The following is a 13,062-nucleotide window of genomic DNA, read 5'->3' on the forward strand; positions in this document are numbered from 1 at the left end:
GCTCACCCCTGGTCCGGTTTGCCGAGACCGTTCTCAATACGAGAGACGATTTCGGCGGCCTCTTCCGGGACGCCCCAGGCCGGTTCGGTCCATCGCTTCGCGGCCCGGGCCAGGATCAGCGAGGCCATCGTCTCGGCCTCCTGCTCCTCGTCGTCACTGTATCGGGAGCGCATCAGCATCCCCCGTACAGCGGCGGGGTCGACGTCCGAGAACAACTGGCCAGAATCACTGTGATCCAGTTGCACGGACCCGCGGTGCTCGAAGGCGATATGGGCCAGTTCATGGGCGATGATGTGTTCCTTGTGCGACGGCGTAGCCGCCTTCTCGAACACGATGACGTCGAAGTCATCCATTTTCAGCCATATGCCGAACAGATGGCGCTCGGGGAAAGGTGTCGAAATCAGATGGATGGGGCGCCGACGCCGCGCACTCAGATATCGGTGAAGTTCATCGATGCCGCAACCGTGCTCCATACCCCACTCCGCGAGCAGCGCCTCACAGGTATGGCGAACCTCTCTGAGGCGGCGCCTGAGCCGCCTGTCTTCCGACGAAGGTAACGCAGAGCCAGGTAACTTCATCCTCAGTCCTCCGGCGAGCCCCAGTGGCCGCCCTCGCCCGGTCATGCTCGGGCTCTCGATCCCCGAGTCGACAACGCGGCCATGATGCCACACCCTCAACTCGCCGATCAGTGCGGCAAGTTCCCCTGAAGGAGCATCTGAGCCGACAGGTCCACGAGTTGCCGCAGTACGGGCAAGTAGTCTTCGTCACCACCCAGTTCACCCAGAACGCGATACGCCTCATCGCGAAACTCGTCAACGTCCTCACGGTACTGATGAAGATTGGCAGGCGCGAGAAGGAGGTCAGTGAGTTCCGACCTCGCTTGACCAGAATTTCTCGAGGCGGCGCACAAGCCCAGGATGCGCTCCCTGGAGTGAGGTGACGCTTCCTCGATGGCGCACGCGAGCAGATAAGTTACAGTGCCGTTCATCAGGTCTTCATTTCGACCGGACAGGATATCTTCCTGATCATTGAATATCTGCCACAGGACGCCGAAGACGTAGCCGAATTCACGCCATAGCTCTATTCTCTCACTCTTCGCGCCCGACAATGTCGCAGCCATTGCGGTTATCATGCCGAAGGGCCCGCCGGACTTACCTCGGTATGCCGTGATTGCCGATTTACGCGTAGCGCTGCCGACATCTCCCCGAATGTCAACCAATTGCCCTTCGGCGGCAACGATCCAGCCGTTCACGAGTTCAGCCGTCAGAGCGCTGCGTACCGACTCTGGAACCTGTTGCGACTGAATAATCTGAATGGGAAGCATATTTCCACTGATCACGGACGCAAGCAGCGCTTCGTTCTCGCCGAAGTCACCGGCAGGAGTCACAGCATGCCCGTCGGCCAGGTCATCCAGATAACATGCCGAAGTCCACCACAGCACGTGCACGGCGGACACGGGAACAGCCGGTGTGGGGGTGCCTGTCTCAATGGCATGCACGAGCAGCGGTAACACCGACAGAGGATGCTTCAACTTCTGATGCTGCAAGAGTTTGGCGACTGCGTTCTTGGCTGCGTCCGACGATGAGCCAAGCCGTTCGAGAGCGGCCTCTATCTCTGCCTCGACATCCGGCGAGAATTGCCGATGCAGGTCCGAGTACGACATGGAATTCACGTAGCGACCTCCATCGTGAGAATATTCTTTGCGCGCCGACGTACGGCACCGATTCGATCATTCTGGATGGAGGGGAGCTAGAGCGATTTCACGCCAATGGCCGGTTCCTTGTGGGTGCACGCGCCGTGGTTGTCGGGCGCGCCGGCGTTCACGTCACCGAGGAGCCTGCCGATGTCGGCCCAAGGCCCTGACCGACAGATCAGCCCAGGAAGCTCAGCCGCACCTGGCGGTCCGGGTTGTCCTTGTTCGTGTCGACCAGGCACACCGACTGCCACGTGCCGAGCTCGAGTCTGCCGCCGAGTACCGGCAGGGTGGCGTGGGGAGGGACGAAGGCGGGCAGCACATGGTCCCTGCCATGGCCCGCGCTGCCGTGCCGGTGCTGCCAGCGGTCGTCCGCGGGCAGCAGGGTGTGCAGCGCGGACAGCAGGTCGCTGTCGCTCCCCGCGCCCGTCTCGATCACCGCGATTCCGGCGGTGGCGTGCGGTACGAAGACGTGAAGCAGCCCATCGCGCCCGGAAGCGGTCTCGGCCAGGAACTGCTCGCACGCGTGGGTCAGATCGGTCACCGTCTCGGCGTTGCCGGTGGTGAGGTGCAGGATGCGGGTCGTGAAGGCCTCGGACATACGTCCAATGGTCGCCCATCCCCCCGGCATCACGCGGATGGCCTGCGCGGCATGTTGCCGCAGCCGCTGACGCCATTTCAGGCGGGCAAGCCCCCTGGTGCGCCGCCCCCTGCCGCAGTGCGTCGAGCAGTACCTCCACCGACGGCCGGCGGGGCGCGGGCAGGATCCGGTACCAGTCTGCGGCGTCCACCAGCCGCGCCCGGTCCCTGGCCAGCGGGCGTCCGGGTAGTCCAGGCCGAGCGCCAGGTCCACGCGCCCGGCCCGGACCTCCGCACAGGCCTGGTCCGCGTCCACCTCCCGGCTCACCACCCGTACGCCCGGATGGTGCTCGGCGGAGCAGCCGCAGGGCGGGCGGCAGGAACGCGGCGGCCGCCGTGCCGAACACCCCGAGTCTCAGCCGGGCCGAGATCTCCGTGCGCGTCCGTTCGAGCGCGGCGGCGGCCGCGGTCATCGTGCCGCAGCGGGACAGTTCGACCAGTGCGCGCAGTGGCGCGCCCCCGAGTGCCATGCAACAGATCTGAAAGCTCGAAAGCCGGAAGTGCCAGTGGACGCCACCAGTCGCCGCGCGCCACCATTTCCCCATGGCTTCCGTTTCCCTCCCGGAACACGCCGGTGTCGTGATCATCGGCGGTGGCGTCATCGGGGCGAGCATCGCGTTCCACCTGGCCGAGGCGGGAGTCCGGGACGTGCTGGTGCTGGAGCGCGACGAGCCCGCGTCCGGCTCGTCGGGCAAACCGATCGGCGGCGTCCGCGCCCAGTTCTCCGACCCGCTCAACATCGGGCTCGGGCAGCGCAGTCTGGCGGCCTGGCGGGAGTTCGGCGCCCGCCCCGGCGCCGAGATCGGGCTGCGGAGCGTCGGCTATCTCTTCCTGCTCGGCGACGAGGACGACGTGGCGATCTTCCGGCAGGGCGTCGAGGTGCAGAACGAACTCGGCGTACCGAGCCGGATCATCACCCCGCGCGAGGCCCACGCCCTGTGCCCGTACCTCGATCCAGGGACGATCGCGGCCGCCGCGTACTCCCCAGCCGACGGGTACGCGCTGCCGGGCGCGGCGGTCACCGGCTATCTGCGGGCGGCGCGGCGCCACGGCGCCATCGTCCGTACGCGCTGCGCGGTGACTGCGATCGACACGGACGGCGGGACGGTGCATGCCGTCCGCACCAGCGACGGCGCCGTCCGCACCCGGGCGGTGATCTGCGCGGCGGGCGCCTGGTCGGGGGCGGTCGGCGCGATGGCCGGGGTGGAGCTGCCGGTCACTCCGCTGCGCCGGCAGATCGCGCTGACCGGGCCGCTGACCCCGGCGCCGCCGCGTATCCCCTTCACCCTCGACTTCGACTCCACGTTGTACTTCCACAACGACACCGCGGACGGGCTGGTCCTCGGCCTGTCGGATCCGGGCCAGGAGCCGGGATTCGACCGGGAGTTCACCCGGGAGTGGCTGCGGCCCTTCCGGGAGGCCGCGGCGCGGCGCGTGCCCGCGCTCGCGGACCTGGACGTGGCCGGCGGCTGGGCCGGGCTGTACGAGATGACGCCCGACCGCAACGCGCTGATCGGTGACGCACCCGAGGTCAGCAGGTTTCTGTACGCGACGGGGTTCTCCGGCCACGGATTTCTGCAGGCCCCCGCGGTCGGCGAGGTCGTGCGCGACCTGTTTCTGGGCAGGACACCGTTCATCGACGTCGGCCCGCTGGCCGCCACCCGCTTCGACGGCCGCGCCGTGCGGCCCGAGGCCCACATCATCTGACCGCCAGGACCGCAATCAGGACTGCATATGGAGGCTCGTGTGATCCCCACCTGGCAGTTGCGCGCCGCGTTCGCCCGTCGCCTGTCCGACATGTACGGGACCGAGGTACCGGCGTACACCACGCTGCTCGAGGTGGCCGGCGAGGTCAACGACGACGTGCTGAAGCGCGGCGGCGACGCCGAGCGTCTCGGCAGTATCGAGCGGGTCACGGCCGAACGCCATGGCGCGATCCGGGTCGGCACACCGGCGGAACTGCGGGCGGCGGCGCAGATCTTCGCCGCCCTGGGCATGCATGCGGTGGGCTTCTACGACCTGCGCGACGCCGCCTCCAGCGCGGTCCCGGTGGTGTCCACCGCGTTTCGCCCGATCGAGGCGGAGGAGCTGGACCGCAACCCCTTCCGCGTCTTCACCTCCATGCTCACCCCGGCCGACCGCCGCTTCTTCGACGCTTCCCTGCAGAAAAGGCTGGAGGCCTTCCTCGCCCGGCGCACGCTCTTCCCGCCGGAACTGCTCGGTCTGGCCGTACGCGCCGAAGCGGAGGCAGGACTGTCCGAGGCGGACGCCGAACGGTTCCTGACCCTGGCCGTCGCCGCGTTCGAGCTCTCCCCGGAGCCCGTCGACCGTGCCTGGTACGCCGAACTGGAACGCGTCTCCGCCATCGCCGCCGACATCGGCGGCGTGAGCAGCACCCACATCAACCACCTCACTCCCCGCGTACTCGACATCGACGAGCTGTACCGGCGGATGGAGGACCGCGGGATCACGATGATCGACCGGATCCAGGGCCCGCCGCGCTGGTCCGGCCCCGATGTCCTGCTGCGCCAGACCTCCTTCCGGGCGCTCGCCGAGCCCCGCAGGTTCCGCGAGCCGGACGGCAACGTCACCACCGGCTCGCTGCGGGTGCGGTTCGGCGAAGTCGAAGCCCGCGGGATCGCGCTCACCCTGAGCGGCCGCGCCCTGTACGACGAACTCGTCGGCGAACCCGCCGAGGTGTGGCAGGCCCGCTTCCCTCGTACGGAACGCCAACTGGCCGTCGGGGACCAAGCGTTCTTCATGTACGAGCCGGTCCTCGACGGCCCGGGCGAGAGCCTGCGGCCGGCCGACGGCCTCGCCGGCCTCCTCGACTCGGGCCTGCTCACCGCCACCCCGATCGTCTACGAGGACTTCCTGCCCCGCTCCGCCGCCGGGATCTTCCAGTCGAACCTGAACGACGCGGGCACCCGGGACACCACCCGGGCGGGGACCCACTACGACGCGCACTGGCTCTCCGAAGCGATCGGGCGGCCCGTGCACGACTCCTTCGACCTCTACGCCGTACAGCAGAACCGCTCACTCGAACGGGCCCGCCTGGCCCTGGGTATTCCCAAGGAGACGCCGTGACCAGCACCACCAGTGAAATCCCCGACGGCCCTGAACTCCCCGACACCGGCTCGCTGCGTACTCGGGCGGCCGAGAGCCTGCGCCGTTGCGGTGTCGAGCCCGCATGGGACGGCGGCGAGCTGCTCTCCCGTACGCCGCTGACCGGCGGGACGCTGTTCCGTATCCCCGCTGCCTCCGCCGAGGAGACGGACGAGGCCGTCGCCGTCGCGGAGCGGGCGTTCCGGCAGTGGCGGACCGTCCCCGCGCCGCAGCGCGGCGCCCTCCTCCGGCGGCTCGGCGAGCTGCTGGCCACCCACCAGGAGGACCTTGCCGACCTGGTGACCATCGAGGCGGGCAAGATCCGCTCCGAGGCGCTGGGCGAAGTGCAGGAGATGATCGACATCTGCGAGTTCGCGGTGGGGCTGTCGCGCCAGTTGTACGGCCGCACCATGGCCTGCGAACGCCCCGGCCACCGCCTCTCGGAGAGCTGGCATCCGCTGGGTGTCGTCGGCGTGATCTCCGCCTTCAACTTCCCGGTCGCCGTGTGGTCCTGGAACACCGCCCTCGCGCTGGTCTGCGGCGACACCGTGGTGTGGAAGCCGTCGGAGCTGACCCCGCTCACCGCGCTGGCCTGCGACGCTCTGCTCGCCCGTGCGGCCGCCGACGTCGGCGCTCCCGCCGAGGTGCACCGGCTGGTGCTCGGCCACCGCGCGACCGGCGAGCGGCTGGCCGACGACCCGCGGGTCGCCCTGGTGAGCGCCACCGGCTCGGTCCGGATGGGCCGCGAGGTCGGCCCGCGGGTGGCGGCCCGCTTCGGCCGCTGTCTGCTGGAGCTGGGCGGCAACAACGCCGCGATCGTCACTCCGTCCGCCGATCTCGACCTCGCCGTCCGCGGCATCGTCTTCTCGGCCGCGGGAACGGCGGGCCAGCGCTGCACCTCGCTACGCCGGCTGATCGTCCACGAGGATGTCGCGGACCAGCTGGTGGAACGGATCGTCCACGCGTACGGCGGCCTGCCGGTCGGTGACCCCTTCGACGCCGCGACGCTGGTCGGCCCGCTCATCTCCACAGCGGCGCAGCAGGGCATGGCCGAGGCGCTCGAAGCGGCCCAGGCCGACGGCGGAAAGCTGCTCGCGGGCGGCGACCGGGTGCTGGCGGAGCAGGCGCCGGAGGCCGCGTACGCCCGGCCCGCCGTCGTCCGTATGCCCGCCCAGACCGAGATCGTGCGGACGGAGACCTTCGCACCGATCCTCTATGTGCTCACCTACCGCACTCTGGAGGAGGCCGTCGCGCTGCAGAACGGGGTCCCGCAGGGTCTGTCGTCCAGCATCTTCACCCGGGACCAGCGGGAGGCGGAGCGGTTCCTGGCCGCCGACGGCTCGGACTGCGGGATCGCCAACGTCAACATCGGCACGTCGGGGGCAGAGATCGGCGGGGCGTTCGGCGGTGAGAAGGAGACCGGGGGCGGCCGTGAGTCGGGTTCCGACGCGTGGAAGGCGTATATGCGGCGTGCGACGAACACGGTGAACTACTCGGACGACCTGCCGCTCGCGCAAGGCGTCAGCTTCCTGTAGGCGCGGCGGGAAGATCCACGCACCTTCCCCTGTTGGTAGAACCGTGAACAACTTCGGGGTACAAGAGGTGGCCGTGGTCGTGATCGGCGCCGGGCAGGCCGGCCTGGCCGGCGCCTACCATCTGCGCCGCTCGGGTCTCGAACCCGAGCGTGACTTCGTGGTCCTCGACCACGCCCCGCGTCCCGGCCGCGCCTGGCAGTACCGGTGGCCGTCCCTCACGTACGGCAAGGTCCACGGGATGCACGCCCTGCCCGGTATGCAGCTGACCGGCGCGGACGACTCCCGGCCCTCCGCCGAGGTCATCGGCGCGTACTTCGACACGTACGAGCGCACCTTCGGGCTGCGCGTACGGCGGCCCGTCGACGTACGCGCCGTACGGGAGGGCGAGGACGGCCGGCTGCTGGTCGAGACCTCGGCCGGGACCTGGTCGACGCGGGCCCTGATCAACGCCACGGGCACATGGGACCGTCCCTTCTGGCCGCGCTATCGGGGTCAGAAGCTCTTCCGGGGGCGGCAGTTGCACACCGCGAACTACCCGGGGCCGAAGGAGTTCGCCGGGCAGCGGGTGGTCGTGGTGGGCGGCGGGACCTCCGGCGTGCAGCACCTGATGGAGATCGCCGAGGTCGCGGCGGGGACGACCTGGGTGACCCGCCGGCCGCCGGTGTTCCGGGACGGACCGTTCGGGGAGGACCAGGGACGGGCGGCCGTCGCCCTGGTCGAGGAGCGGGTCCGCCGAGGGCTTCCACCGCAGAGCGTGGTGTCGGTGACCGGCCTGCCGGTCACCGAGGCGGTCCGCGCGGCCCGGGAGTCGGGCGTCCTGAACCGGCTGCCGATGTTCGACAGGTTCACCCCGGACGGGGTGGCCTGGGACGACGGGCGCGTGGTCGCGGCCGATGTGATCCTCTGGGCCACCGGATTCCGGGCCGCCATCGACCATCTCGCCCCGCTGAAGCTGCGGGAGCCGGGCGGCGGTATCCGGGTCGACGGGACCAGGGCGGTGCGCGACGCGCGGGTCCACCTGGTCGGTTACGGGCCCTCGGCCAGCACCATCGGCGCCAACCGGGCGGGCCGGGCGGCCGTACGCGAGATCCGGCAGTTGCTGGAGCGGGAGCCCGCGGTCGCCATGGGCTGACGGGCCGTCATGCTCAGCCGGACGCGGGGGCGGAAGCCGGAGCGGATGCAGGGCGGATGCAGGGCGGATGCAGGGGCGGCCGCTCGGGCCGCCGCGCGGTTCGCGTTGAACTCCTCGACGTTGCGCCGGTGCTCCTCGTAGTTCGCGGTGAAACGGGTATCCCCCGGCTTCACGGGCACGAAGTACAGCCAGTCCCCGGCGGCTGCCGCCTTTGCCGTACCGGGCGAGGCACCGAGCGCCTGGTCGACGGCCGCGTACACCTGAGCGGCCCGTCATCCCTCGGGGATGAGCAGGCTCCGGGCCCTGCGGCGGGGCGGGCCGTACGGAGTCCATTGACCATGCGGTCACGCTAACGCGACGAATAGGGCAGTTCCGGCAGAGACGCGGCCGGAGTCAGTTCGGCGTCCCTGCGGACCAGCGCGGCGTACCGGCCGTCCCGTTCCAGCAGTTCGTCGTGGGTGCCGCGTTCGGCGATGCGGCCGGCGTCGAGGACGACGATCTGGTCGGCGTCCCGGACGGTGGAGAGGCGGTGCGCGATGGTGAGGGTGGTGCGGCCCGCGGAGAGCGCGTCGATGGCCTGCTGTACGGCGTGTTCGGTACGGGTGTCCAGGGCGCTGGTCGCCTCGTCGAGGATGAGGACGGGCGGGTCGCGCAGGATGGTGCGGGCGATGGCGAGGCGCTGCTTCTCGCCGCCGGAGAAGCGGTAGCCCCGCTCGCCGACGAGGGTGTCGTACCCGTCGGGCAGGGATGCGATGTGGTCGTGGATCTGGGCGGCGCGGGCGGCCTCCTCGATCTCCTCGTCCGTGGCGTCCGGCTTGGCGAAACGCAGGTTGTCGGCGACCGAGGCGTGGAAGAGGTAGGTCTCCTGCGAGACCACGCCGACGGAGCGGGCGAGAGTGTCGAAGTCCAGGTCGCGCACGTCGACACCGTCGAGGGTGACGCGGCCGCCGGTCACGTCGTACAGCCGGGGCACCAGGTAGCTCAGCGTGCTCTTGCCGGAGCCGGTCGCTCCGACGACGGCCAGGCTGCCGCCGGCCGGGACCGTGAGGTCGATTCCGTACAGGGTCGTCCCGTGCTTCGGGTCGTAGCCGAAGTCGACGTCCTCGAAGCGCACTTCGCCCTTGGCCTGCTCGATCCGGACCGGGTTCGGGCGCTCGGTGATGTCCACCGGGAGGTCGAGGTACTCGAAGATCCGCTGGAAGAGGGCGAGCGAGGTCTGGATCTGCACCCCGGTGGAGAGCAGGCTGACCGCGGGCCGGAAGAGGCCCTGCTGGAGCGAGACGAAGGCGACGAGCGTGCCGATGGAGACGGCGGGGCCGCCCGACTGGAGGGCGAGGCCGGCGGCCCAGTAGATGACGGCGGGCATGGCGGCCATGACGATCCCGATGGTCGACATCCGCCACCGTCCGGCCATGCTGGAGCGGACTTCGAGGTCGACTAGGCGCTCGGACTCCTCGGCGAAGCCCTTGGTGAGCGAGTCGGCGCGGCCCATGGTGCGGCCGAGCAGGATGCCGCTGACGGAGAGCGACTCGGTGACCGTGGCGGCCATCGCGGCCATCTGCTTCTGCCGCTGCGTGGTGATCTTCTTGCGTTCCCGGCCGACCCGGCGGCTGATCCAGACGAACACCGGCAGGAGGAGGAGCGAGACGACGGTGAGGCGCCAGTCGAGGGCGAGCATCGCGACGACGGTGGCGACGACGGCGGTCAGGTTGGAGACGAGAGAGGTCGCGGTGGAGGTGACGGTGGCCTGCATGCCGCCGATGTCGTTGGCGATGCGGGACTGGACCTCGCCGGTGCGGGTCCTGGTGAAGAACGCGAGCGGCATGCGCTGCAGTTGGGCGTAGACGGCGGTGCGCAGGTCGTGCATGACGCGCTGGCCGACCGTCGTGGAGATGAAGGTCTGCAGGACGCCGAAAACGCTGGTCACCACGGCGGTCAGGATCATGCCGAGGGCGAGCAGGCTGAGCAGCCCGGTGCGGCCCTGGGGGATCGCGGTGTCCAGGATCTCGCGGAGCAGGAAGGGCGAGGCGACCGCCACCAGCGAGGAGGCGCCGACGAGGAGCCCTACGACTGCCAGGCGGGCGCGGTAGGGGCGGAACAGCCTGAGGATGCGCCGCAGCTGGGCCGGGGGCTCGGGCTGCGCCGGATCGAGACGGCGGACAGGGGGTGTCCAGCTGGATTCTTCGGGGTGCATGGGCTCCTTCATCGGGGTGAGACGACCGGCTTTCACCGGTCGGATTTTCTGGAGCTTAGCTCACTGTTACCTATACTCACAATGAACGGGGTCCTGATAGTGTTCCCGCTATGAGCACCGCCTCCGACACCGACGGCATGCTGGCCGAGCAGCTGCTCCGGCTGACCCGCCGTCTGCACCGCATCCAGAAGCGCCAGCTGGAGCCGATCGGCATCACGCCGGCCCAGTCCCGGCTGCTGCGCACGGTCGCCCACTACGAGCGGCCGCCGCGAATGGCCGATCTGGCGGAGCGCCTGGAGGTCGTCCCGCGCGCCGTGACCAGTCTGGTCGACGCGCTGGAGGCGAGCGACTGCGTGCGCCGGGTCCCCGACCCGACCAACCGCAGAGTGATCAGGATCGAGCTCACCGAGACCGGCCTCGCCACCCTCGGCCGGCTGCGCAGCGCGCGCCGGGCAGCGGCGGAGGACATACTCGCCCCCCTGACCGCCGCTCAGCGCGACGTGCTCGGCGGGCTGCTGTCCACCCTGGTCGACGGGCCGGACCGGCGCTGCTGAGCGGCAGGCGCCGGACCGGGGATCGGCGGGCTGGGCCGGACCCGGCCGCCCTGCCGCCCGCCTCCTTGGACCGCCTTGGACCGCCTTGGACCGCTTTGGACAGGCGGACCCGGGTCCATGAGCCTACGGTGGTCCGAGAACACCAGCGAGCAGAGCTGTCGGCCTTAAGGAGGCCGTGATGGAGGAGCAATTCGTCTGGATGACGACGCGCCGCATCGCGCCGGGCGTGTTGGGGGAGTTCGAGCGGGCCTGGCGGCCCGACTCCCCGCCACAGGGCATGAGTCGCGCCTTCGCGTACTGGTCACAGGACGGCCAGGAGGTCATCGGGGTTTCGTTCTGGGAATCGCGGGAAGCGTGCGATGCCTGGCGCACCTCCGAGGCGGAGACGCGGCGGCGCGCGGCCATGGCCCCGTACATCGCCGAGGAACGGGAAGGGTTCTACCTCGGCCGCGAACTCACCCTCCCGGTGCGGTAGTCCACCCGGCGGGGCAACCGATGCCGGTCAGCAGTTCCGGCGGTCCTGGGTCAGGGTGCCCTGGACGGTTCTGAGGCTGCGGTCGTAGCAGCCGTGCGTGCCGTACAGCCGGTAGCGCTCGGCTGACGTGCCGATCGCGTGCCGCTGATAGCGTGGGACGTTGGCGGTGTAGGTCGCGTCCCCCTCGTAGCCGTCGTCGAAGTGCGACCAGGCGACGCGCTTTCCGCCGCGTACGACAGCGGTGTCGGCTCGGTCTCCGAGCGCGAGGACCGTCCTCAGCCGGTCGCCCGCGCCGAGGGTCGTCTCGCCGTCCATGGTGTAGGTGCGGTGGACGCGGGTGACGGTGGCCGGCCCGCGTCCGTCGCTGGTGACGCTCTCGTCGTCGGTCCATCGGCCCCGCAGGGCGTCGGGGTACTCACCGTCGGCCCAGCGGTGGGCGGAGGTGTGGGCGAGCGTACGGGTGACGGTGGTGGTGACACGGCCGTGCGAGGTGTCGAGGTAGCCGGCGACGGTCAGCCGGTGGCCGGCCTTCGTGTCGAGCCGGTGCGGGGAACCGGACGTGTACGCCGAGGAGTTGGCAGGGGCGCTCGCGTCGTGGCGGGTGAGCGCGCCGGTCACGCGGTCGCTGTTCTCGTCCTGCCAGACCAGGACGTTGACGGGGGTGCTCCAGCCGCTCTGCCCCGCGGGGACGCCGGCGACGGACACCTCCACGCGGTGTGGGCGGCCGTCGTTCAGCAGGCCCGCGAAGGGCGTGAGGTCGTACTGGACGGGCTTGACGTCCAGGGCTCGGGGCGCCGGGATCACGTACCAGAGGAAGGGGTTGGACCAGCCGCCGGTCCAGACGGTCGGGAACGGCGCGGCGATGCCGGCGAGCCGGCCGTCCACCCGGATCTGCACCTCGCGGTAGGGGCCGTCGTCCGCCTTGCAGGAGTACGGAGCGGCGGCCGGCACGGTCAGGTACCAGTACTCCTCGCAGCCGCCGCCGGAGCCGGTGGCGTAGACCTCGGCGAGGATGCGCTCGCTGTTGCGCGGAGTGGTGAGTTGCGTGCCGTCGAGGGTGAGCACCTGGTCGGGGGTCTCGGCGGGCCTGGTGCGGCCGTCGGCGGCGTAGAAGGTCAGGGTCGCCTTCACATCGATGATGCCGGTGTACGTCTCGTTGACGACGTTGCCGATGAGCATCTCGACGGGCTGGGTGCGGCGCAGCGTGTCGCTGTAGCGCGTGACGTCCTTCTCCACGGACCAGGTGATGCCCTCGGGTGAGGGCTGCGGGGTGGAGGTACGCAGGACTTCGACCCCGCCGATGCTCAGATGGCCGAGACGGTCGTACTGCCGTCCCGCGACCTTTCCGTCCAGACGGAGCACCGCCTTGCTCCAGCGGCTGCCGCATTCACGCGGGGGCGTGTAACTCCCCCGGTACGGTGTGAAGTCACGGAACTGCGCCTCGGCGACGGTGACATGGCAGGACCGGGTGTCCGGGACCGGCACGGGCGGGGCGGCGCTGACCGGGTCGTGCCAGTCCCGGCCGAACTCGGTGGGGGGTTCGCCGGCCGCGGCGGCCGGCGAGGCTCCCAGTACGGTTGCCGCCGTCAGCACCAGCCCGGTGAGCATGGACATGATGTGTCGTCTCATGGGCCAGGAGTGAAGCGCGAGGTCCGCCCCCGCGCCAGAGGGCTTGGCTCGAAGTGGCCCCTCCAGCGGAAAATCGATTGCCCCGGACCGGTCCGGAAGGCGAACC

Annotated in this window: 11 protein-coding genes and 1 pseudogene; 6 read left to right on the forward strand and 6 right to left on the reverse strand. The window is 70.2% G+C overall.

What is annotated here, in order from left to right:
- Nucleotides 1-2: 2 nt before the first annotated feature.
- The 3 genes from NLX86_RS11685 to NLX86_RS11695 all read right to left on the reverse strand — a co-directional run bounded on the left by NLX86_RS11685 (nucleotide 3) and on the right by NLX86_RS11695 (nucleotide 2,294).
- A complete protein-coding gene (locus tag NLX86_RS11685) occupies nucleotides 3-473 on the reverse strand; it encodes a toxin (RefSeq protein WP_254371570.1) in 471 nt (156 codons plus the stop codon).
- A gap of 212 nt (nucleotides 474-685) precedes the next feature.
- Nucleotides 686-1,663 (reverse strand): polyprenyl synthetase family protein, encoded by a 978-nt coding sequence (locus NLX86_RS11690; RefSeq protein ID WP_254371667.1) that lies wholly within the window; start codon nucleotides 1,661-1,663, stop codon nucleotides 686-688.
- Between the two features lie 208 nt (nucleotides 1,664-1,871).
- Entirely contained in the window at nucleotides 1,872-2,294 is a 423-nt protein-coding gene (locus NLX86_RS11695; RefSeq protein ID WP_254371571.1) for a secondary thiamine-phosphate synthase enzyme YjbQ, read from the reverse strand.
- Between the two features lie 581 nt (nucleotides 2,295-2,875).
- Between NLX86_RS11695 and NLX86_RS11700 the strand changes: the two genes are divergently transcribed.
- From NLX86_RS11700 to NLX86_RS11715, 4 genes are read left to right on the forward strand one after another with little or no spacing between them, the layout of a single operon-like run.
- Nucleotides 2,876-4,039 carry an FAD-binding oxidoreductase gene (locus tag NLX86_RS11700; protein WP_254371572.1) on the forward strand — a complete coding sequence of 388 codons (1,164 nt, stop codon included), beginning with the start codon at nucleotides 2,876-2,878 and terminating at the stop codon, nucleotides 4,037-4,039.
- 39 nt (nucleotides 4,040-4,078) lie between these two features.
- The gene (locus NLX86_RS11705; RefSeq protein WP_254371668.1) at nucleotides 4,079-5,419 is read left to right on the forward strand and encodes a VOC family protein; all 1,341 of its coding nucleotides are present in this window, start codon (nucleotides 4,079-4,081) and stop codon (nucleotides 5,417-5,419) included.
- Complete coding sequence (locus tag NLX86_RS11710; protein ID WP_254371573.1) at nucleotides 5,416-6,972, forward strand: aldehyde dehydrogenase family protein; 1,557 nt, start codon at nucleotides 5,416-5,418, stop codon at nucleotides 6,970-6,972. Before NLX86_RS11705 ends, NLX86_RS11710 begins: the two co-directional genes overlap by 4 nt.
- Nucleotides 6,973-7,015: 43 nt before the next feature.
- On the forward strand, nucleotides 7,016-8,104 hold the full coding sequence (locus NLX86_RS11715; RefSeq protein WP_254371574.1) for an NAD(P)-binding domain-containing protein: 1,089 nt from the start codon (nucleotides 7,016-7,018) through the stop codon (nucleotides 8,102-8,104).
- A gap of 74 nt (nucleotides 8,105-8,178) precedes the next feature.
- Here the strand turns inward: NLX86_RS11715 and NLX86_RS11720 are convergent.
- Both NLX86_RS11720 and NLX86_RS11725 read right to left on the reverse strand, forming a co-directional pair.
- Nucleotides 8,179-8,331: pseudogene (locus NLX86_RS11720) on the reverse strand (aminodeoxychorismate lyase); the annotation flags it as partial.
- Between the two features lie 122 nt (nucleotides 8,332-8,453).
- Nucleotides 8,454-10,298 (reverse strand): ABC transporter ATP-binding protein, encoded by a 1,845-nt coding sequence (locus tag NLX86_RS11725; protein WP_254371575.1) that lies wholly within the window; start codon nucleotides 10,296-10,298, stop codon nucleotides 8,454-8,456.
- A 110-nt stretch (nucleotides 10,299-10,408) separates the two neighbouring features.
- On the opposite strand from NLX86_RS11725, the gene NLX86_RS11730 reads away from it, so the two are divergent.
- Nucleotides 10,409-10,852 carry a MarR family winged helix-turn-helix transcriptional regulator gene (locus NLX86_RS11730; RefSeq protein ID WP_254371576.1) on the forward strand — a complete coding sequence of 148 codons (444 nt, stop codon included), beginning with the start codon at nucleotides 10,409-10,411 and terminating at the stop codon, nucleotides 10,850-10,852.
- Nucleotides 10,853-11,030: 178 nt separating this feature from the next.
- The gene (locus NLX86_RS11735) at nucleotides 11,031-11,327 is read left to right on the forward strand and encodes a hypothetical protein (protein ID WP_254371577.1); all 297 of its coding nucleotides are present in this window, start codon (nucleotides 11,031-11,033) and stop codon (nucleotides 11,325-11,327) included.
- 27 nt (nucleotides 11,328-11,354) lie between these two features.
- Here NLX86_RS11735 and NLX86_RS11740 read toward each other — a convergent pair whose 3' ends face one another.
- Entirely contained in the window at nucleotides 11,355-12,956 is a 1,602-nt protein-coding gene (locus tag NLX86_RS11740; protein WP_254371578.1) for a peptide-N4-asparagine amidase, read from the reverse strand.
- Nucleotides 12,957-13,062 lie beyond the last annotated feature (106 nt).

Source organism: Streptomyces sp. A3M-1-3 (genome assembly GCF_024213665.1).
Taxonomy (GTDB): domain Bacteria; phylum Actinomycetota; class Actinomycetes; order Streptomycetales; family Streptomycetaceae; genus Streptomyces.